Source organism: Amycolatopsis sp. cmx-4-54 (assembly GCF_046548895.1).
Lineage (GTDB): Bacteria > Actinomycetota > Actinomycetes > Mycobacteriales > Pseudonocardiaceae > Amycolatopsis.
In genome coordinates, this window is sequence record NZ_JAEBEJ010000001.1 from 169,790 (window position 1) to 190,530 (window position 20,741).

19 protein-coding genes and 1 pseudogene are annotated in these 20,741 nt (G+C 68.2%); 15 read left to right on the plus strand and 5 right to left on the minus strand.

The genetic code is table 11. The features are described from left to right. Positions 1 to 20: 20 nt before the first annotated feature. On the plus strand, positions 21 to 1,211 hold the full coding sequence (locus ACLJQ7_RS00780; RefSeq protein ID WP_410646137.1) for an MFS transporter: 1,191 nt from the start codon (positions 21 to 23) through the stop codon (positions 1,209 to 1,211). Here ACLJQ7_RS00780 and ACLJQ7_RS00785 read toward each other — a convergent pair. After that, positions 1,198 to 1,419, minus strand: a complete 222-nt coding sequence (locus ACLJQ7_RS00785; RefSeq protein ID WP_410646138.1) for a hypothetical protein — start codon at positions 1,417 to 1,419, stop codon at positions 1,198 to 1,200. The two genes, ACLJQ7_RS00780 and ACLJQ7_RS00785, sit on opposite strands and share 14 nt — an antisense overlap. Before the next feature lie 136 nt (positions 1,420 to 1,555). Continuing rightward, on the minus strand, positions 1,556 to 3,586 hold the full coding sequence (locus ACLJQ7_RS00790) for an MMPL family transporter (RefSeq protein WP_410646139.1): 2,031 nt from the start codon (positions 3,584 to 3,586) through the stop codon (positions 1,556 to 1,558). Positions 3,587 to 3,692: 106 nt separating this feature from the next. On the opposite strand from ACLJQ7_RS00790, the gene ACLJQ7_RS00795 reads away from it, so the two are divergent. The 5 genes and pseudogenes from ACLJQ7_RS00795 to ACLJQ7_RS00815 form a co-directional block, all read left to right on the plus strand. Further along, positions 3,693 to 4,166 (plus strand): MarR family winged helix-turn-helix transcriptional regulator, encoded by a 474-nt coding sequence (locus ACLJQ7_RS00795; protein ID WP_410646140.1) that lies wholly within the window; start codon positions 3,693 to 3,695, stop codon positions 4,164 to 4,166. A gap of 11 nt (positions 4,167 to 4,177) precedes the next feature. Beyond that, entirely contained in the window at positions 4,178 to 5,638 is a 1,461-nt protein-coding gene (locus ACLJQ7_RS00800; protein ID WP_410646141.1) for an SDR family oxidoreductase, read from the plus strand. 249 nt (positions 5,639 to 5,887) lie between these two features. Further along, complete coding sequence (locus tag ACLJQ7_RS00805) at positions 5,888 to 6,565, plus strand: response regulator transcription factor (RefSeq protein WP_410646142.1); 678 nt, start codon at positions 5,888 to 5,890, stop codon at positions 6,563 to 6,565. Continuing rightward, positions 6,558 to 7,952, plus strand: a complete 1,395-nt coding sequence (locus ACLJQ7_RS00810; protein WP_410646143.1) for a sensor histidine kinase — start codon at positions 6,558 to 6,560, stop codon at positions 7,950 to 7,952. Before ACLJQ7_RS00805 ends, ACLJQ7_RS00810 begins: the two co-directional genes overlap by 8 nt. Positions 7,953 to 8,009: 57 nt before the next feature. Further along, positions 8,010 to 8,975 (plus strand): annotated as a pseudogene (locus ACLJQ7_RS00815) (acyltransferase family protein); the annotation flags it as partial. A gap of 165 nt (positions 8,976 to 9,140) precedes the next feature. Here the strand turns inward: ACLJQ7_RS00815 and ACLJQ7_RS00820 are convergent. After that, positions 9,141 to 10,589 carry a DHA2 family efflux MFS transporter permease subunit gene (locus tag ACLJQ7_RS00820; RefSeq protein ID WP_410646144.1) on the minus strand — a complete coding sequence of 483 codons (1,449 nt, stop codon included), beginning with the start codon at positions 10,587 to 10,589 and terminating at the stop codon, positions 9,141 to 9,143. A 225-nt stretch (positions 10,590 to 10,814) separates the two neighbouring features. Between ACLJQ7_RS00820 and ACLJQ7_RS00825 the strand changes: the two genes are divergently transcribed. Further along, positions 10,815 to 11,666, plus strand: coding sequence for a maleylpyruvate isomerase N-terminal domain-containing protein (locus ACLJQ7_RS00825; RefSeq protein ID WP_410646145.1), 852 nt, complete (start codon positions 10,815 to 10,817; stop codon positions 11,664 to 11,666). Between the two features lie 264 nt (positions 11,667 to 11,930). Further along, the gene (locus ACLJQ7_RS00830; RefSeq protein ID WP_360132647.1) at positions 11,931 to 12,410 is read left to right on the plus strand and encodes a cupin domain-containing protein; all 480 of its coding nucleotides are present in this window, start codon (positions 11,931 to 11,933) and stop codon (positions 12,408 to 12,410) included. 4 nt (positions 12,411 to 12,414) lie between these two features. Here the strand turns inward: ACLJQ7_RS00830 and ACLJQ7_RS00835 are convergent, their stop codons facing one another. Continuing rightward, entirely contained in the window at positions 12,415 to 12,822 is a 408-nt protein-coding gene (locus ACLJQ7_RS00835; RefSeq protein WP_410646146.1) for a RidA family protein, read from the minus strand. Positions 12,823 to 12,920: 98 nt separating this feature from the next. On the opposite strand from ACLJQ7_RS00835, the gene ACLJQ7_RS00840 reads away from it, so the two are divergent. The 3 genes from ACLJQ7_RS00840 to ACLJQ7_RS00850 all read left to right on the plus strand — a co-directional run bounded on the left by ACLJQ7_RS00840 (position 12,921) and on the right by ACLJQ7_RS00850 (position 16,205). Further along, positions 12,921 to 13,310, plus strand: a complete 390-nt coding sequence (locus ACLJQ7_RS00840; protein ID WP_410646147.1) for a winged helix-turn-helix transcriptional regulator — start codon at positions 12,921 to 12,923, stop codon at positions 13,308 to 13,310. 59 nt (positions 13,311 to 13,369) lie between these two features. After that, positions 13,370 to 14,305 (plus strand): helix-turn-helix domain-containing protein, encoded by a 936-nt coding sequence (locus tag ACLJQ7_RS00845; protein WP_410646148.1) that lies wholly within the window; start codon positions 13,370 to 13,372, stop codon positions 14,303 to 14,305. Between the two features lie 82 nt (positions 14,306 to 14,387). After that, complete coding sequence (locus tag ACLJQ7_RS00850) at positions 14,388 to 16,205, plus strand: fibronectin type III domain-containing protein (protein ID WP_410646149.1); 1,818 nt, start codon at positions 14,388 to 14,390, stop codon at positions 16,203 to 16,205. A gap of 99 nt (positions 16,206 to 16,304) precedes the next feature. Here the strand turns inward: ACLJQ7_RS00850 and ACLJQ7_RS00855 are convergent, their stop codons facing one another. Then, complete coding sequence (locus ACLJQ7_RS00855; RefSeq protein WP_410646150.1) at positions 16,305 to 16,736, minus strand: VOC family protein; 432 nt, start codon at positions 16,734 to 16,736, stop codon at positions 16,305 to 16,307. Positions 16,737 to 16,837: 101 nt separating this feature from the next. Between ACLJQ7_RS00855 and ACLJQ7_RS00860 the strand changes: the two genes are divergently transcribed. The 4 genes from ACLJQ7_RS00860 to ACLJQ7_RS00875 all read left to right on the plus strand — a co-directional run bounded on the left by ACLJQ7_RS00860 (position 16,838) and on the right by ACLJQ7_RS00875 (position 20,728). Next, on the plus strand, positions 16,838 to 17,494 hold the full coding sequence (locus ACLJQ7_RS00860; protein WP_410646151.1) for a GntR family transcriptional regulator: 657 nt from the start codon (positions 16,838 to 16,840) through the stop codon (positions 17,492 to 17,494). A gap of 132 nt (positions 17,495 to 17,626) precedes the next feature. Next, positions 17,627 to 18,940: an ABC transporter substrate-binding protein gene (locus ACLJQ7_RS00865; RefSeq protein ID WP_410646152.1), complete on the plus strand. Its 1,314-nt coding sequence runs from the start codon at positions 17,627 to 17,629 to the stop codon at positions 18,938 to 18,940. Further along, a complete protein-coding gene (locus ACLJQ7_RS00870) occupies positions 18,940 to 19,896 on the plus strand; it encodes a carbohydrate ABC transporter permease (RefSeq protein WP_410646153.1) in 957 nt (318 codons plus the stop codon). The genes ACLJQ7_RS00865 and ACLJQ7_RS00870 overlap by 1 nt, the downstream gene beginning before the upstream one ends. Further along, on the plus strand, positions 19,889 to 20,728 hold the full coding sequence (locus ACLJQ7_RS00875; RefSeq protein ID WP_410646154.1) for a carbohydrate ABC transporter permease: 840 nt from the start codon (positions 19,889 to 19,891) through the stop codon (positions 20,726 to 20,728). The genes ACLJQ7_RS00870 and ACLJQ7_RS00875 overlap by 8 nt, the downstream gene beginning before the upstream one ends. The last annotated feature ends 13 nt before the right edge of the window (positions 20,729 to 20,741 follow it).

The following is a 20,741-nucleotide window of genomic DNA, read 5'->3' on the forward strand; positions in this document are numbered from 1 at the left end:
GACCTCGCCACGATCCGATCATGCGCAACCTGCCCCGTGCCTACCGACGACTGTGGTGGGCCACCGGGATCGACAGCCTCGGGAACGGCGTCTTCAGCGCGGCACTGCCGTTGCTGGCGGTGACGGTGAGCCGCGACGCGCGGGATATCGCCCTGGTCTCCGCCGCGACGTACTTGCCGTGGCTGCTGCTGTCGCTCACCGCCGGCTCCGTCGTCGACAGGGTCGACCGGACCATCCTCATGTGGCGAACGCAGGCACTCCAGGCCCTGATCGTAGGCGTGCTCACCGCGCTCGTCGCGGCCGAGGCCGTCACCGTGCCGATGCTCGTCGTCTTCGCGTTCGCTTTGGGGTCGTGCGACGTCTTCTACGACAACGCGGCGCAAACGGCACTCCCGGACCTCGTCCCGAAAGACCTGCTGCATCAGGCGAACGGCAGCCAGCAGGTGGTGTTGGTCGTCGGCAGGCAGTTCGTGGGCCCGCCTCTGGGGAGCCTGCTCTTCGCGCTCACCTGGACGCTGCCGTTCGCCGTCGACGCCGTGTCGTTCGTCCTCGCCGCCCTGCTTCTGGCCGGGCTGCCCAAACGGCGACACGCACCTTTGGAAAGGGCGAAGGTCCTCGACGGACTTCGCTGGCTGAGGAATCACCGCCTGCTTCGCACTCTTGCCTTGCTACTGGGCATCAACACGTTTTGCGGTCAATTCGGGAACGCGACTCTCGTGCTGTTCGTGACCGACGTGCTGCATCTCGGCGCGGGAGTATTCGGTGTGCTGCTCGCAGGCGCGGCTGTCGGCGGCATCGCGGGCGGACTGGTCGTCTCGTGGCTGGTCGCGCGGCTCGGCGACCTCCGCGCGCTCCTCGTCTCGCTCGCCGTGAACGCCGTCGTCTTCGTCGGTATGGGGTTCAGCCCGAACGTCGCCGTGCTCGGCGGGCTCCTGGCGGTGAGCGGTTTCGTGACGACGATCTGGAACGTCGTGACGGTCAGCGTGCGGCAGCGAGACGTCCCCGCGTCGTTGCTCGGCCGCGTCAACAGCGTCTACCGGTTGCTCGGCTGGGGGCTGATGCCGCTCGGCGCGTTGACCGGGGGACTGCTCGCGCACAGGTTCGGGCTTCGCGTTCCCTATCCTGCCGCGGGAGTCGTGCGAGGTCTCGCGCTCTTGGCCGTGCTTCCGGTGCTGATTCCGGCGATGCGGGACCGGCCTACTCCTCGGTGAGTTCGGCCAGTTGCTCCGCGGCGTCCCGGTTGCCGCGTCCGGCCAGCCGCCGCAGTTCGTCCAGTGCGCCGAGTTCGGTCGCCGTTTCGATCAGCTGGTCCGCCGCGTCACTGCTGCCGGCGTCGGCCAGCCGCCGGAGTTCGTCCAGGTCGCCGCGTTCACCGGCGTCCTGGATCCACTCGTCGACGGCGTCCTGTTCCTCGCTCATGTCACCAGGTTACGGGCAGGACAGACCGACAGGACCTGTTTGGACAGTGGGGGCCGGTCGCAGGGGGAGATGCGACTCCACGCGTAGCACCGTCCCGAGGCGGTTCCGGCTGATCATGGGGCTCGGCTGGCGGCGTTCATTCCCGGCCGGTCTTCGCCAGCTTCGACGGCCACCAGATCTTCCGTCCGACGTCCACCGACAGAGCCGGTACCAGCAGCGAGCGCACCAGAAGCGTATCGAGCAGGACACCGAACGCGACGATGAACGCCAGCTGAGCCAGGAAGAGAATGGGCAGGACGGCCAGTGCGGCGAAGGTCGCGGCGAGCACGACCCCCGCGGACGTGATCACGCCACCGGTGACGCGGAGGCCGCGCAGCGTCCCGTCCCGCGTGCCGATTTTGCCCGCCTCTTCGCGGACCCGGGTCATCAGGAAGATGTTGTAGTCGATTCCCAGCGCGACAAGGAAGACGAAGCCGAACAGCGGGACGACCGGATCGGCGCCGGGGAAGTCGAAGACGTGATTGAACACCAGCGCGGAGGCACCCATAGTCGCGGCGAAGGACAGCACCACCGTGCCGATCAGCAGCAGTGGCGCGAGCAGCGACCGCAGCAGGAGGGCTAGCACGAAGAAGATCACGACCAGGACGATCGGGATGATCAGCAACCGGTCGTGCTCGGAGGTCTCCCTCGTGTCGAGAAGGGTCGCCGTCGGTCCGCCGACCTTGGTGCCGTCGACGGTGTGCACGGCCTCCCGGATCCGCTGGACCGTCGCGACCGCCGCGTCGGAGTCCGGGGGATCCGCGAGGACCGCGTCGATCTTCGCGAGCCCGCCCGCTTCACCGCTTTGCCGGACGTCCGAAACACCGGGTACCCGCGCCAACGCCGTGACGGCTTGTGCCTGACCGCTGGGGGTGATGATCACCGTGGGCGAGCCGGAGCCACCGGGGAAGTAGCGAGAGAGGACTTCCTGCCCCGCGACGGAATCGACCGGCGTGAGGAAGACGTCGGACTGCGCGGTGCCGGAGGCCTTGAGCTGGGGGAGGAACGCGCCACCCGCGAGCAGGACGACCGTGGTGACGATCCAGATCGTGCGCGGAGCGCGGGCGACCCAGCCCGACACGCGTGCCCAAAGCCCGCCGGTCTCTTCGTGAGACTCGGTCACCGTCGGCCGGAAGGGCCAGAAGGCGTTGCGGCCGCACAAGGCCAGCACCGCGGGGAGGAACGTGATGGTCGTCAGGAAGGCGGCGCCGATGCCGATGGCGGCAACCGGGCCGAGTCCCTTGTTGGAGTTGAGGTCGCTGAACAGCAGGCAGAGCACGCCGAGGATCACGGTCCCCGCCGAGGCGGTGATCGGCTCGATGGTCGAGCGCCAGGCCGTGCGGAGCGCGGAGCGCGCGTCGTCGGTCGTCCGGAGTTCTTCGCGATAGCGCGAGATCATCAGGAGCGCGTAGTCCGTGGCGGCGCCGAAGACGAGGATGAACAGGATGCCCTGGCTCTGCCCGTTCAGCGCCAGCACGTCGTGCTCCGCCAGCAGGTACACCGCGAGACTCGCCGTTCCCAGTGCGAAGACCGCCGACAACAGGACGAGCAGGGGGAGAAGCGGGCTCCGGTAGACGATGATCAGGATGACCGCGACGACCGCGCCCGCGACCAGGAGCAGCAGTCCGTCGATCCCGCCGAACGCCTCCTTGAGGTCGGCGACCTGGGCGGCGGGGCCGGTCACGAGCACCTTCAACCCGTCAGGGGTGTCGCGGGCGAGCGCCTCTCGTAGCGCTTCGACGCCGTCCCCGGGGTCGGCCTTGGCGTCGAGGAGCACGACGACCTGCGCGCCGGCGTCGCTGCCCGGCGCCGGGACGAGCTTGGCGTTCGACGTGCGATCGGCGAGGAACCGCTTGTCTTCCTCGGTCAGGCCGGAGGGGCGTTCGGCGACGACGATCGCCGGGATCACGGAGGCCCCGGCGAACCGCTTCTGGAGTTCGCCGACCTCGGTCGCTTCGGCGGATGCCGGGAGAAAACTGCTGCTGTCGTTCTCCGTGACCTGGCTCAGCTTTCCCGTGTACGGGCCGCTGAACGCGCCGAAGATCAGCCACGCGACCGCGATCAGGGCGGGGAGCAGCCACCGCAGACGTGACCGCGTGCGGGCGGGGCGTTCGACTTCCGAGATCATGGACGGATGGCTCCCGTGGCAGCTCTACTTCGACGAGTGAATAGTTCGACCATCGAAATAGTAGAGTGGTCACCTGGACGGCGCAGCATGAGGGGAGGTTTCGGACATGTCTGAGGACGCGGAGCCCGTCACGGACGACTTGCTCGTTCTCCTGCTGCGCCAGCTGACGGTCGAGTCGGACCGGTTCGCGGAGATGTTCGGTGACGCCCACGGCCTGCACCGGACCGACCTCAACGCGCTCGCGGTGATCATGGACGCCGCCCGAATGGGGGACCCGATGAGCCCCAGCAGGCTCGCGAGCGCCCTGCACCTGAGCGCGTCGGCGACGACGGCGGTGCTGGACCGGCTGGAGCGGGCAGGGCATCTCCACCGGGACCGGAGCGCGACCGATCGGCGCAAGGTCGAACTGCGGATGCACGAGAAGGCGCGGGAGATCGGTTCCGAGTTTTTTCAGCCGCTCGGACGGCGCTACGCCGAAGCGTGGCGTGACATGGGGGAGGACGAGCGGCGAGCGGTCGTCAAGTTCCTCCGGAGCAGTATCGCCGCGACCGTCGAAGTGCGGGGTCGCCTGGCACCGTGAACACTCGGGGCATGCGATGTGTGGTGCTCGGAGCGACCGGTTATGTCGGCGGACGGCTGGTGCCGCACCTGCTCGACGCGGGCCATGAGGTGCGCGTAGTGGCGCGTTCTCCGGAGAAGGTCGCCGAGGAGCCATGGCGTGACCGGGTCGAGGTCGAACGCGGCGACGTCACCGATCCGGCCTCCATCGAGACGGCGCTGGCCGACTGCGAGGTCGTCTACTACCTCGTGCATTCACTGGCACGCAAGGATTTCGTCGACGTCGACCGGGAAGGGGCGCGGACGGTCGCCGCGGCGGCGAAGGCGGCGGGCGCGCGGCGGCTGGTGTACCTGGGCGGCATCGTGCCGGACGACGAGGAACTGTCGCCGCACCTGGCGTCGCGCGCCGAAGTCGGCCGGGTTCTGCTGGATTCCGGAGTGCCCGCCATCGTCCTGCAGGCCGCGGTGATCATCGGTTCGGGTTCGGCGAGCTTCGAGATGCTGCGCTACCTGACCGAGCGGCTCCCCGCGATGGTGACCCCGCGCTGGGTGCGCAACCGCATCCAGCCGATCGCGATCCGGGACGTGCTGCACTACCTCGTGCACGCGGCCGACCTGCCGCCCGAAGTGAACGGCGCCTTCGACATCGGCGGGCCGGACGTGCTGACCTATTTGGACATGATGCGCCGATACGCCGTCGTCTCCGGTCTGCCGAGGCGTGCCGTCGTTCCCGTTTCGGTGCTCACTCCGTGGCTGTCCGCGCAATGGGTCAACCTGGTCACGCCGGTGCCGAAGTCGATCGCCGTACCGCTGATCGAATCGCTGGTGCACGAGGTGGTCTGTCACGACCACTCGATCGCCGAGCACATCCCCGATCCCGATGCCGGCCTGACGCACTACGAGCACGCCGTCGAACTGGCACTGACCCGGATCCGCAACGCCGACGTGCCGACCCGCTGGTCGGACGCGTCGAGCGCCGCGGCGCCCTCCGATCCGCTGCCGAGCGACCCGGATTGGGCGGGCGGGACGGTCTACGAGGACGAACGGGCGCAGCGGACGGACGCCTCGCCGGAAGCGCTGTGGGACGTCATCGAGTCCATCGGCGGGGAACACGGGTGGTACTCGTTCCCGCTGGCCTGGTCGGTCCGCGGCTGGGCCGACCGGCTCGTCGGCGGCGTCGGGTTGCGGCGCGGGCGGCGGGATCCGCGACGGCTGCACCTCGGCGAGGCACTGGACTGGTGGCGCGTCGAGTACCTCGACCGGCCGCGCCTGCTGCGATTGCGGGCGGAGATGAAACTGCCGGGGCGCGCCTGGCTCGAACTCGGCGTCGAGTCCGATGAGGACGGTCGGACCGTCTACCGGCAGCGTGCGGTGTTCGAGCCGCACGGGCTGGCCGGGCACGCGTACTGGAAGGGGATCGCGCCGTTCCACGGTGTCGTCTTCGGCGGCATGGTCCGCAACATCACCGGTGCGGCGCAGGGAGAGGCCTCGTGAGCGATTCAGGTTCTTCGATACCCACCGCCGTGCTCCGATGGACGACACACGTGATCGGACGGACGACACGCGTGTCCAGATGGACGACACGCGTGTCCAGATGGACGACACGCGGTCGCGAGCGCGTGTCGTCCGTCTGATCACGCGGAATACGACCAAAGGACTGAGCCGGCCGGTGGAGGACTCGTCCTGACGGCGGCGGGGCCTTCACCCGGACAGCGTCGCCGGGTGGTATGGGATCGTGAGCGGATGAGGATCTTGCTCGTCGAGGACGAGCGACGGCTGGCCGAATCGCTGCGCGCGGGGCTGAGTGCCGAGGGCTATGCCGTGGACGTCGCGCACAACGGCCGCGACGCGCTTTGGTACGCCGCCGAACACCCGTATTCCGCGATGATCCTCGACATCATGCTGCCGGGGCTCAACGGCTACCGCGTTTGCCGGAGGCTGCGCGAACGGGGTGACACCACCCCGATTCTCATGCTGACCGCGAAAGACGGCGAGGACGACGAGATCGAGGCGCTGGACACCGGCGCCGACGACTTCCTCCCGAAGCCGTTCTCCTACGGCGTCCTGCTCTCCCGGCTCCGGGCGCTGATCCGGCGCGGGGGAGCGACCCGGCCGGGCACGCTGCGGCTCGGCGACCTCGAACTCGACCAGGCGAGCCGCGTCTGCCGTCGCGGCACGGCCGAGATCGCGTTGACCACCAAGGAGTTCGCGCTGCTGGCGTATCTGATGAAACGGCAGGGGGAGGTGGTCACCAAGGCCGAACTGCTGGAGAACCTCTGGGATTTCGCCGCGTCGGCGACCGCGAATCTCGTCGAGGTCCATGTGAGCGCGCTGCGGCGCAAGATCGATCTGCCGTTCGGGGTGGAGACGATCCGCACGGTACGAGGCGCCGGCTATCACGTGGTGGGCTCCGGTGCGTGAATTCCTGCGGACGACCCGCTTCCGGGTCGCGCTGACCTCGTTCGTGACGTCGCTCGTCGCGCTCGGCGTCGTTTCGGCCTGGCTCGTGGTCGACGCCGAGAACCGGCTGGGGTCGGGCGCCGCGCAGGTGGCGCGGGCACGCGCGGCGGCTATCGTGCAGCTGCTGAACACCGGCGCCGCACCCGCCGATCTGCTCCTGCTCGTCCGGGACTCGGCCTACGAGGTGGTCGACCAGTCGGGCCGGCGCGTTGTCGGGTGCCCGGGTCTGCGGCACGGTCTGCTGGTCCGGGACGACGACTATCAACGCGGTGATTCCGTGTCGGTTCTCGAGGCGGGTGCGGTCGACGAGTCGATGGCGGGGTCGGTCGGCTGCCGGGGAGTGCTCGGCCGTGATGTCGAGACCACCGAGACACGGGTGCACGTCGCGGCCGAGACGAGCGGCGACAGCAAGTACCGGATCTACGGTGCCGCCGTGGTCGACGAGTCCGGACAGGCGGCGCTCGACGCGGTGCGCGTGACGCTGCTGGTGGGTGTCCCGGTGATCGCGCTGCTGATCGGTGCGGTCGCCTGGCTCGCCGTACGCCGTTCACTGCGGCCGGTCGAGGCGATCCGCTCGGAGGTCGCGGAGATCGGCGCGCACGATCTCTCCCGCCGGGTCCCGGCCCCGGACAGTGCCGACGAAATCGCGAAGCTCGCCGAAACGATGAACACGATGCTCGCCCGTCTGGACACGGCGGTCACCCGGCAGAGCCGCTTCACGTCGGACGCGTCGCACGAACTGCGCACCCCGCTGGCCTCCCTGCGGACCCAGCTCGAGGTGTTGCTCGCGCATCCGGACCGGCTGGACTGGCGCGACGCCTGCCGCAACGCGCTCCTCGACATCACCCGGCTGCAGGACCTCGTCGGTGACCTCGTGCTGCTCGGCAAGCTGGACAACGCGGAACCGGAACGAAGCACGCCGGTGCGACTGTCCGAAGTGGTCGAATCCTGTCTTTCCGGACGGCAGGGTGTCCGGGCCGAGAGCCACGAGGATCCGATGGTCCTCGGCGACCGCGGCAGGCTGGAGCGGTTGCTGCGGAACCTGGTGGACAACGCGCAACGCCATACCCGCACCGGCGTCGAGGTTCGCGTGTCCACTGTGGACGAATTCGCCGTGGTCGCGGTCACCGACGACGGTCCGGGCATTCCCGCCGCGGACCGTGAGCGGGTGTTCGATCGCTTCGTGCGTCTCGACGACGGACGTGCGCGTGACGAGGGTGGCGCTGGTCTGGGGCTGGCGATCGTCGCCGAGATCGCCCGGGCGCACGGCGGCACCGTCGAGGTTGGAGACCACGACGGAGGCGCCCGGCTCGTCGTCCGCCTGCCCTTGGCGAAAGCGCGAAGCTGAAGACGTCTTCAGCTTCCTTAAGCTGCGGTTCAGCGTCCGCGCACGAACCTTCGGGGCATGTTCGCTCCTGCACGCCGCTCCTGGTGGCGGCCCCTCGGTCACGCCGACTACCTGGCCTCGTCGTGGTTCCCCGGCCTCACCGGTGTACGCGCGCTCGCCGCCGTGGCCGTCGTGTTCTTCCACTACGGAGGCCCGGTCGTCGACCGTCTCCAAGGCTGGATCGCCGTGCAACTGTTCTTCGTGCTTTCGGGCTTCCTCATCACGACGCTGGCCCTGCGCGAAGAAGACCGAGACGGCCGGATCTCGCTGCGCGGCTTCTACCTTCGCCGGGTCTTCCGGATCATGCCGGTGTATTTCCTGCTCCTGGCGCTGACCACGGTCGCGGTCCTGCTCGGCGGGACGTACCAGAGCAGCAGGCTCGCCGACGCCATGCCGTACTACCTCGTTTTCGGCAACGAACTCGTCGACTTCAACACGCCGTATCCGACGTCGTGGTCGCTGGGAGTGGAGGAGAAGTTCTACCTGGTGTGGCCCGCGCTGCTGGTGCTGACTTCGTTCGCGCGGAGCGGGAAGAAGGCACTGCGTTCGCTGCTGGGCGCGTCGGCCGTCCTGGGGGTCGTGCTGATCGCGCTTCCGCTGGCGCCCTCACACACCTGGGCGAGTCTTTCGGTGCACTACTGCTCGCTGGTCATCGGCTGCCTGCTGGCGATGACCCTCCACCATCCGCGCGGGTTCGCCCTGGTCCGGCCACTGACCAGCCCGGCCGTCGCCACGGTGATCGGCTGCGGGTTCGTCGTGCTGCAGTTCTCCGTCGGGCCGCTGACGAAAGCGCTCGGCGGGCATTGGCAGTCCGTCGTGCCGGTCTACGCGGCGGGCTCGGCGCTGCTGCTCGTGACCGTCGTGTCGCCGGGCCCGGTCCGGACGCTGCTCTCGAGCAGGCCGATGACCTTCGTCGGCGACCGTTCGTACGCGCTCTACCTCGCCCAGACCGGCGCGGCCGGGGTCACGGGCTGGCTGCTGCCCAGCGGGCTCGCCAAGGCCGCCGCGACCACCGCCGTCGCGTTGGTGTTCGCCTGCGCGCTGCGCCGCTGGGTCGAACAGCCCGCCATCGCCTACGGCCGGAAGGTGATCGGACGACGCGCGCCCGCCGTGCCTCCGGCGGAGGCGACGGCGGGCGCGCGGTCGACGTCAGTGGTGCGCGGCCACCGCACCGGTGCCGGCGCTCTTCTTGACGAAGAGCGATCCGACGAACGCGGCAAGACCGATACAACCGGCGACCATGAACGTCGTGCGGATACCGCCCGCGTCGGGGCTGGCCGCACCGGCCGTGGTCGTGCCGGCCGTGGCCACCGCGATGAACAGGGCGGTGCCGAGCGCGCCGGCGAGCTGCTGAAGGGTGGCGAGGATCGCGCTGCCGTGTGAATAGAGGTGTTCGGGCAGCGAACCGAGGGATTCGGTCATCAGCGGCGTCATCATGAGGCCGAGCCCGCCCATCAGCAGGACGTGGATGGCGATGACCGCGATCAGTGGTGATTCCGCGCCGAGCAGGGCGAACAGCCACAGCGAGATCGCCATCGCGGCCGCACCGGGAATGACCAGGGGCCGGGGACCGAAGCGGTCGTAAAGCGCGCCGACCGGGCGGCCGAGCAGCCCGAGGGCCAGGCCACCGGGAAGCACCGCGAGCCCGCTGACGAAAGTACTGGTGTGCAGGACGGTCTGCAGGTACAGCGGGAGCAGGATCGCCGCGGCGCCGAGCAGGCACATGAACAGCAGGGCCGTCAGCACCAGCGAGACGACGAAACTGCGATGGGTGAACGGACGCAGATCCAGCAGCGCGCGGTCTTCCTTCTGGAGGCGCAGCTGGCGCCAGGTGAACACCACGAGCGCCACGACACCGACGGCGATCGGCGCCCACGGCGGCACCGGCTGGTGTCCACCGGCGGATTCGCCGGACACCGACAGGCCGTACAGCACGCCGCCGAAACCGAGCGCGGACAGGACCACGGACAGTACGTCCAGCGGGACCTTGCGGGTGTCGCTGTCCAGCCGCAGCCGCATCATGCCGACCACCAGGGCGGCGAGCGAAAGCGGCAGCACGATCCAGAACATCCAGCGCCAGCCGAGCGAAGAAAGCACGGCGCCGCCGATGGTCGGGCCGATCGCCGGGGCGACCGCGATGACGATGGTGATCGTGCCCATCGTCGCGCCGCGTTTCTCGACCGGGACCAGGCGCATCACCGTGGTCATCAGCAGCGGCAGCATCACCGCCGTTCCGCAGGCCTGGATGACGCGGCCGGTCAGCAGCAGGGCGAAGCCCGGGGCGAGCGCGCTGACCAGGGTGCCGGTGCTGAACAGGGTGAGCGAAGCGAGGAACACCTGGCGCGGGGTGAACCGCTCGAGCAGAAATCCGGTGGTCGGGATGACGACCGCCATGGTGAGCAGGAAGCCACTGGTCAACCACTGGACGGTGGTGGTCGGGACCTGGAGGTCGACGGTCAGGTCACGCAGCGCGACGCTCAGGATGGTCTCGTTGAGGATCATCACGAACGCGGAAAGGACCAGGACCCCGATCAGGAGGCCGGCTTTCGCCGGTGCCCTTTGCTGGTCGTGGGCGGTTTCGGGCAGGGTCTCGGTCATCGGTGAAGGGCTCTCCTGGAAGGGCGCGGGTCCGCGTTGGCCGCCTTCTGCGCCGGCAACGGTGACAGCGAAGGCGAGGCTGAGGCTTTCCGTTCAGTCTGCCTGTGCCGGTCGGTGTGTGTCACGTGAATTTCCGTAGTGAGTACGGTCACTGCGCTTTCGGGCAGCGCCGGACCGCACGTGAGCGGAACGGTTTTTCGGTGGCAGCACGATAAAATCGGGTACGTGACCAGAGCGATCACGGCCGATCGGTGGCATTCGGTACGGCGAGCCTATCGGGTGACGGGTGCGCGATTCGCGGCACTGGCCGCCCGCGTTCCGGATCCGGACGCGATGGTCACGGCGGAGTGGACGGTGGCCGAAACGGTCGCCCACGTCGCGATGATCGCGAAGATGTACTCGTCGCTGGTGCGGCCGGACGGCGCCCCGGTCCTGCCCGCGCGCGGGCAGAGCCAGGTCGAGAAGACCACTGTGGACACCGTTTCCGTGCTGAACACCTTGGTGTTGCGCGACTTTCCCGAACGTGACATCCAGGTGCTCGTCACCGGATTGCTCGCGGACATCGAGGAAGTACTGCGGGTGACCGAGGACGCGGACCCCGGCACCCCGCTGGACTGGCTCGGCGGCTCGAAGGTGCCGCTGGCCGGCGTCCTCGCGCACCTCGTCAACGAACTGCAGATCCACGGCTGGGACATCGCCAAGGCGCTGAACCTGTCGTGGACGATCCAGCCGGGTGACGCGGCGTTGTTCTTCGATCTGTTCCTGGTGGGTGTGCTGAGCCACGACGTCGGGCACCTCCTCGACACCGACGAGCCGCCGCGGGATCGACGGATCGCCGTGGCGTTCCGGTCCGCGTACACGTCCCCGGTCGTGCTGGTGCTGCATCGGGGGCGGGTGACGGTCGAGGAACCCGGCGGACCGGTCGACGTGCGGATCTCGTTCGATCCGCCGACGCTGAACCTGATGCTGTTCCACCGGGTCGGGAAGGCACGTTCCGCGCTGACGCGCAAGATCGTCGTGAGCGGCCCGCGACCTTGGCTGTTGCCCGCGTTCCTGCGGGTGGTGCGGTTGCCGTAGGGCACGGGTCTACCTGGGCTGCGGCTGATCTCAGGCGAGTCCGTGAAGGCCTCCTTGAGGGACCTAGAGTCCCTCAAGGAGGCCTTCACGGACTCGATGATCGCCACGCGCGCCCAACCTTCGCGCGTACTTCGGGCACGACCACCCATCGATAACCTCCATATTATCGATCAGTGCGGCTTCCCGCATTGATCAAGGCCGGGCGCCGCGAGAAGCTGGTCCTGTCAGCGAGCCTGCTGAACAAGGAACCAAGGAGACGCCACCATGTTCGACCCCATCCTGCTCCGAGCCGCCGACGCCGAGATCGTCAGCGACGCGCCGGGCAGCGAAATCACGCTGCTGGCCGACTCGGACACCACCGACGGGGGCTTCACCGCGAACCGCGCGACCTTGAAGGACGGCGTCTTCGGCACCCCGGCCCATTTCCACACCCGGGCGACCGAATTCTTCTTCGTGCTCGAAGGAAAACTCCAGGTCCTCGTCGAGGAAACGCTGCACACGCTGGAGAAGGGCGACTTCCTCGCCGTGCCGCCCAAGGTGCCGCACGCGTTCGGCCCCGCCGCCGGCTCGGACGCCGACGTCCTGGTCACCTTCACCCCGGGCATGGCCCGCTTCGACTACTACCGCCTCCTCGACCGCGTCGCACGCGGTGAAGCCGACCCCTCGGAGATCGCCGCGTCCTCGAAGCAGTACGACAACCACTACGTCGACAGCCCGATCTGGCGGGCCGCGCGCGGTCAGTGAGTGCTCAGTCGATGACCGCGGTCGCCTCGACCTCTACAAGGTGCTCGGGTACGTCGAGGGCCGCGACGCCGATCAGTGTTCCCGGCGGGACCGGGGTGCCGCCCAGCTTCGCGGCCGCCCGGTCCACGCCTTCGAGGAACAACGCGAGTTTGTCCGGCGTCCAGTCGACGACGTAGACGGTCATCTTCGCGACGTCGTCGAAGGTGGCGCTGGCCTCGGCGAGCGCGGTGCCGATGTTCAGGTAGCACTGTTCGACCTGTGCGGCGAGGTCACCCTCGCCGACAAGGACACCGTCGGCGTCCCAGGAGACCTGCCCCGCGATGAAGACCAGCTTCGACCCGGTCGCGATCGACACCTGCCGGTAGGCGGGGATCTCCGGCAGTCCCGCGGGGTTCACCAGGGTGATGCTCATCCGTACTCCTCGTTCGTGGTCACTTGTGGTTACCCAGGAACTGTAGGAGAGTGGTCGACGACCTGGAAGAACGCACTTTTTCGTGACTGGGGAACCTCATGGTGACCAAGCAGCTCAACGGTTCGGACGACGCCGATCTGCTGCGGGCGGACTCGCTGGCGCGGGAGATCTTCTCCGACGTCGCCAACAAGTGGGCGCTCCTGATCATCGAGACGATCGGCGACCGCATCCGGCGGTTCACCGAACTGCGCGACGAGATCGAGGGCATCAGCCACAAGATGCTCACCCAGAACCTGCGCATGCTCGAGCGCAACGGCCTGCTCGAACGGACCGTGCACCCGACGGTGCCACCGCGTGTCGACTACACCCTCACCGAGGCGGGGCACGGCCTCCGCGCGACGGTCGACGGAATGTGCGACTGGACCCACCGGTTCCTCGGCCATATCGAAGACTCGCGTCGCCGCTTCGACGCGCCTGTTAACGGTTAACGGCCTGGTCAGGGTTTCGCCCCGTTCACTTCGGCCCGGTACGGATCTATGCTCGTCGCGTGACGTCCGGCGGAGCGGCGCCCCGGCCCGGGCTCGAGCGGCTGCTCCGCGACGGGCCCTTCGCCGACGCGCTGCGTGAGGCGATCCGGGCGCGCGGCCTCAGTCTGGAACGCCTGCGCGACCACCTGCGCGCTCGCGGCGTCTCGATCACCGCCGCGACACTCAGCTATTGGCAGTCGGGGCGAAGCCGTCCGGAACGCCGGGACTCGATACTGGGCCTCCGCCACCTCGAACAGGTACTGGAGGTGGCACCCGGCAGCTTGACCGCGCTTCTCGGCCCGCCGCGCGCGAGAGGCCGGTGGCCTGCCCGCGCCGACGGCCTGCCGGAGATCGGCCGGTACTGGCCGGACCGGACGCGGATCGACTCGGCCGTCAGCGAGGTCGACACCCGCTGGGACGAACGGCTGACGAGGATCAGTCAGCACGATGTCGTCTTCGTCGGACCCGATCGGGACGAACTCGCGTTCCAGTCCCGGCAGGTCCTGCGCGCCGAGGCCGACGGTCCTGATCGGTGGGTGATGATCGTCCACATCGACGAACACGACCGGCCGTTGCCCGAAGTGACCGCACTGCGCGGCTGCCACCCCGGGCGGAGGGTGCTGCATCCGGAAGACGGTCTTCTCGTGATGGAACTGCTTTTCGAGCGCCCGCTCGCGAAAGGCGAAACGGTCATCACCGAGCACACCCTGGTGAACAGTGCCCCGTGCCCGCACGCGACAAACTACGAACGCAAATTCCGTCTTCCCGCTCGCGAGTACGTGCTCGAGATCCGATTCTCCTCCGGTGTGCTGCCGGCGCGGTTCCTCCTTTGTTCCGAACAGGATGGACAGCCCGCGGAGTGTTCGGAAACCTTGCCGGTAGGCGATTCCGTGCACGGGGTGGCCCTGAATTTCGGCCCCGGCCGATTCGGGTTCGAGTGGGACTGGGACTCTTAATTGTTAACGACTCGCGGGCCTACGCTTCCGTGAGGTGAAGGAATTACCGTCTGTGCACCGCCTTTCGATTCGAGGAGTGCATATGCGACGGCACAACGGCGTGCTTTCCTGTTTGAGCATCGTGGCTCTGGCCGCGTTGGGGTTCGGGCCGGTGGCACAGGCCGCTTCGCCACCGGCTCCCGTCCACCCCGACGCCGAGGTGAACGGCGTGGCCGCCGCGTTCGGCCTGACCGTGTCCCAAGCGAAATCCCAGCTTGCCGCCCAGGACGAGGCCCACCGGCTGGCCGCGTCGCTCCCGGACGGGCTGCGCGCCCGCTCCGCCGGGCAGTGGTTCGACGCTGCCACGGGCAAGCTGACCCTGGCCGTCACGAACGCGGCCGACGCCGACGCGGCCCGGTCCGCCGGCGCCGAACCCCGGCTGATGCCGCGGACCAAGGCCGAACTGGACCGGACCGACGCGGCGGTCCGCGCGCTCGTCGGCGACGGCGTACCGGGGGTGTTCGGTTGGGGTGTCGACGTCCGGAACAACGAAATCTCGGTCTCGGTCGACCGCAACCGAAAAACCGCCGAGACCGAGAGTTTTCTTTCCCAGGCAAGGGATCTCGGAGTGCGGATCACCGAATCCGGCTCTTCGCCGCAGCAGCAGGACGGCACGGTCCAGACCGGGAACCCGTGGTGGCCGGGTGGCGAGACCAGCTGTTCGGTCGGCTTCGGTGCGACGGATTCCTCCGGCGCCAAGCATTTCCTCACCGCCGGGCACTGCACGAACGACCGCGATCAAGCCGCCTACGGCGCACAGAGCCAGCAGAACCGGATCGGCACGTCGAACGTCGGCGGGACGCGCAGCGTCAACGCCCGCGAGGGCGACATGGGCGTGGTCGCGGTGACGCAGCCCGGCTGGGAACTCTCGGCCGCGGTCAACACGTGGGGCGAGGCCGCCATCACCGTCACCGGTTCGGCCGAGGCCATGGTCGGTGACCGGGTCTGCCACTCCGGCAACACCTCGAAATGGAAATGCGGCGAGGTGAAGTACACGCACAAGGCTGTCGACTACGGCGGCGGGCTGATCATCGAGGACCTGACCTGGACGACGGCCTGCTCGCTCGGCGGTGACTCGGGCGGCGGCTGGCTGCTCGGCACCAAGGCGGTCGGCCTGCACGACGGCGGCCCGTCGCAGTGCGTGGAGAACCCCACCGACGGGGAGATGTCGATCTTCCAGCCGGTGATCGAGGCGCTGACCAAATGGAACCTCACGCTGGTGACCGGAGGCGGCGACACCACGGCGCCGAACGCGCCCGGCAACGCGCGGTCCACCGGTACGACGTCGAACAGCGTGTCGCTCACCTGGGACGCGGCCACGGACAACGTCGGCGTCACCGGTTACGACGTCTACAACGGTTCGACGCTGGCGACATCCGCGACGGGAACCAGTGTCACCGTGACCGGCCTCAGCCCGGACACCTCGTACGGTTTCACCGTGAAGGCCCGCGACGCGGCGGGGAACGTGTCGCCCGCGAGCGGGGTCGTGTCCGTCAAGACACAGCCCGGTACCGGTGGCCGGACGCTGAACAACGGCACCGACTTCGCGATCCACGACTACCGACAGGTGTTCAGCCCGGTGACCTCGACCCTCACCGGACGCGCCGCCGCGTCGCTCGAGATCTCGGTGACCATCCGGCACACCTGCGCCGAGGACCTCGGCGTGACGGTCCTGGACCCGAACGGCAAGGCCTATCCGCTCAAGCACAGCGGCGGAGCGGCGTGCACCGCGTGGAACGGGGCCCGGACGTTCTCGGTGCCCGGCGCGTCGTCGCCGGCGGGCGGAAAGTGGCAGCTGCGGATCACCGACTACGGGCCCGGTGACACTGGCGTGCTCGACACCTGGTCGCTGACGCTTTAAGGGTCGAGACTGCGCTCGCCCCTGCGGTACTTGAAGGGCGTGAAGGCCCCCTTCCCCCTCGGCTGAACCGAGGGAAGGGGGCCTTCACGCACGAGACGGTCAGGCGGCGAAGACCTGCGAGTCGTCGGCGAACGCCTTGAATTCCAGGGCGTTGCCCGCCGGGTCCAGCAGGAACATCGTCCACTGTTCGCCGGTCTGACCCTCGAAGCGGACGTAAGGCTCGATGACGAACGAGGTGTCCGCCGCGCGAAGCCGGTCCGCGAGCTTCCGGAACTCCGGCACGGTGAGGATCAAGCCGAAGTGGGGCACGGGAACGTCGTGTCCGTCGACGGGGTTGTGGATCCGCTGCGGCCGCTCCGGCGCGAGATGCGTGACGAACTGGTGGCCGTGAAGGTTCCAGTCGATCCACGTGTCGGAGCTGCGGCCCTGTTCGAGGCCGAGGACTTCGCCGTAGAAGGTGCGCGCGGCGGCGAGGTCGCCGACGGGCATGGCGAGGTGGAAGCGCGGGATGGGGGAGTCGAGGACGGTCATACCGAGGGATCCTTTCCGACGGGAGAAGCACTTGTAGCGATGTTAACATTAGGACAAGAGTGCGATCGCTACTATCGGGCGTTCCGGCGGGAAGGATGAGGATGAGCGAACCCGGCAGGGTGGTGCCGGCCCGTCGTCGCGGGCTGGCGGACGAAGTCGCCGACAGGGTCAGGGACGCCATCTTCGGTGGCGCCTATCCGCCCGGCGCGCAGCTGCGCGAGGTCGAGCTTTCGGCGGCGCTCGGCGTCAGCCGCGGTCCGGTGCGCGAAGCACTGCTGAAACTGGAACGCGAGGGCCTGGTCCGCAGCGAATGGCATCGCGGCGCGATCGTCACGACGCTGTCCGATGTGGACGTCGCGGAACTCGACAGCCTGCGGTCGGCACTGGAGCAGCTGGCCGTCCGGCTCGTGGTCGCGAACGCGCCGGAGGCAGAGCTGGCCGCGATCGACGAGGTCGTCGGCCGGATGGACCGGGCGCGCGACGAGCACGAGATGGTCCGCTGTGACATCGACTTCCACGACGCGGTCTACGCGGCGGCCGGTCACCGGCGGCTCGTCGAGGCGTGGCAGGCGATCCGGTCGCAGGTGCACCTGTTCTTGTTGACCCGGATCGGCGTGAGTTCCGACGGCTACCTCGCGAGCATCCCGGCCGAGCATCGTCGGCTGGCGGACGCTCTTCGTGCCCGTGACGGGGAGAAGGCGCTGGAACTGTTCGCCGTCCACCGCGGCGAGGCCTTCGCCGTGCTGACGAGGGAGTGAACAAGCCGGACGAATTGGCGTTCAAGGTCTTGACGGCAAGGTGGACCAAGGCTTAACTCAAGCCATGAAATAAGACGTGTCCCGGGTCACAGGTTCCGGGCGCGGCTTGGCCACTCACCCCGAGGACCATCGATGCGAATCGGAAAGATCGCTCCCGCGCTCGTCCTGGCGCTGGCGGCCGCCGCCACGACGGCGTGCGGCGGCGGCGACACGTCGTCCAGTGCTCCCAAGGAGCTCGTGTACTGGGCGTCCAACCAGGGCACCAGTCTCGACAACGACAAAGCCGTCCTGCGGCCCGAACTCGACAAGTTCGAGAAGGCCTCCGGGATCAAGGTCAAGCTCGAGGTCGTCCCGTGGACGGATCTGCTCAACCGGATCCTCGCGGCCACCACCTCCGGCAAGGGGCCGGACGTGCTCAACATCGGCAACACGTGGTCGGCCTCGTTGCAGGCGACGGGGGCGTTCCTGCCGTTCGACGACGCCGCACTGGAAAAGGTCGGCGGCAAGTCGCGCTTCCTCGGCCCGTCGCTGGCGGCCACGGGGGCGAGCGGGCAGCCGCCGGTCGGCGTACCGCTCTACGGCCAAGCGTACGGCTTGTATTACAACAAGAAGCTCTTCTCGGAGGCCGGTATCACCAAGCCACCCGCCACCTGGGAGGAACTCGTCGAGGACGGCAAGAAGCTCACCAAACCCGAAAAGGGGCAATGGGGGCTCTCGCTCCAGGCGGGGCAGGTCACCGAGAACAGTCACCACGCGGCGATCCTCGGCGCCCAGCACGGTGCTCAGTTCTTCACTTCCGAGGGCAAGCCGCAACTGGCCTCGGATCCGTCGGTCGCGGCCGTACAGCAGTTCGTCGACCTGATGCAGAAGGACAAGATCGTCAACCCGGCCAACGCGGAGTACGCGGACACCGCCAAATCGCTCAAGGACCTGTCGGACGGCAAAGCCGCGATGTTCATGAACCAGGCGTCCGCGGGGTCGTTCAAGAGCATCGGGATGGACATGGCGAACCTCGGTGTCGCGCCGATCCCGCTGCCCGCCGCCACGCCACCGAACGGCCGGAAGGTGACCAGCTTCGTCGCGGGCATCAACATGTCCGTCTTCAAGAACACCAAGAACCCCGACGCCGCACTGGACTTCGTGAAGTTCATGGTCTCGGCGCCGGAGCAGGCGCTGCTCAACAAGACCTACGGTTCGCTGCCGACCGTCCAGGACGCCTACAGCGACGCGGCGTTCCAGACCGAGGACGTCAAGGTCTTCCAGAACGTGCTCGCGAACTCGGCCGAGCCGATGCCGCAGGTCCCGCAGGAGTCGCAGTTCGAGACCCTGATCGGTACCGCGATGAAGGCGATGTTCGCCGACGTCGCCGCGGGCAAGCCGGTCGACAGCGGCAAGATCCGTGACCAGCTGAACCAGGCGGACCAGCAGATCGCGGCCGGTGGTTGATGCCGACCGCTCTCGACGACGCCCCGGCCCTGAAACCCGCCGGGGCGTCCCGCCCGCCGCGCGTCCGGCGCAAACGGCCTGCGGTCGCGCTGCCGTATCTGCTCCTGCTCCCCGCGATCCTGCTCGAACTGCTCGTCCATCTGATCCCGATGATCGCCGGGCTCGTGATGAGCTTCTTCAAGCTCACGCAGTTCCATATCCGGGACTTCTCGTCCGCCCCGGCGGCAGGGCTGGACAACTACAAGTTCGTCCTGGACTTCGACTCGGCGGTGGGCAAGTCGCTGCTCGGCTCGTTCTGGATCACCGTCCTTTACACCGTGCTCTCGGTAGGATTCTGCTGGCTCTTCGGCACGTCGGCCGCCGTGCTGATGCAGAAGAACTTCCGGGGACGCGGCCTGCTCCGGACCCTGTTCCTGGTGCCGTACGCGCTGCCGATGTACGCCGCCGTGATCACCTGGTCGTTCATGTTCCAGAAGGACACCGGCCTGGTGAACGACCTGCTGGGCACCGACTCCTTCTGGCTCATCGGGGACAACAGCTTCTGGTCCCTGGTGGTGGTCTCGGTCTGGCGGAACTGGCCGTTCGCGTTCCTGATCGTGATGGCCGGGCTGCAGAACATCCCCGGCGAACTGTACGAAGCGGCGGCCATCGACGGCGCGGGCTGGTGGCGCCAGTTCCAGGCCATCACCCAGCCGATGCTGCGCCCGGTCAACCAGGTACTGCTGCTGGTGCTGTTCCTGTGGACCTTCAACGACTTCAACACGCCGTATGTCCTTTTCGGAGCGTCCGCGCCGAAGGAGGCGTCGCTGATCTCGATCCACATTTACCAGAGCTCCTTCGTGACCTGGAACTTCGGGCTCGGTTCGGCGATGTCGGTGCTGTTGCTGCTGTTCCTGCTCCTGGTCAGCACCGTCTACCTGGGACTGACCGCGCGGAGGAGGAACGCCGTTGTCTGAGCCACGCTGGGTCCCGTGGGCCCGCCGATTCGTCCTCGGCTTCCTCGCCCTGTTCACGCTGGTGCCGCTGTACGCGATGGTTTCGTCGTCGCTCAAACCACTCGGGGACGTGCAGGGTACCTGGGAATGGGTGCCGACGACGCTGACCATCCAGCCGTTCTTCGACATCTGGGAGACCATCCCGCTCGCCGAATACTTCGTGAACAGCCTGGTCATCTCCGGCTCGGCCGCGATCCTCTCGGTGGTGATCGCGATCTTCGCGGCGTACGCCCTGAGCCGGTTCCGCTTCCGGGGCAAGAGCTTCTTCAAGATGACCGTGCTGTCCACGCAGATGTTCCCCGGCATCCTGTTCCTGCTGCCGCTGTTCCTCATCTTCGTCAACATCGGCAACACCACCGGCATCGTCCTGTACGGCTCCCGGCTCGGGTTGATCATCACCTACCTGACCTTCTCGCTGCCGTTCGCGATCTGGATGCTCGCCGGCTACATCGACTCGATCCCCAAGGAACTCGACGAGGCCGCGATGGTCGACGGCACCGGGCCGCTCGGCGCGCTGATCCGGGTGGTCATTCCGGCGGCGATGCCGGGCATCGTCGCGGTGGGGATCTACTCGTTCATGACGGCCTGGGGCGAGGTCCTGTTCGCGTCGGTGATGACCGATTCGGGCACGCGGACCCTCGCGGTCGGTCTCCAGGAGTACTCCACCCAGGTCCAGGTGTACTGGAACCAGGTCATGGCCGCGTCCCTGATCGTCTCCGTCCCGGTCGTCGCCGGATTCCTGCTGCTCCAGCGTTATCTCGTCGCCGGGCTCACCGCCGGTGCCGTGAAATGACCAGCCCGTCGCC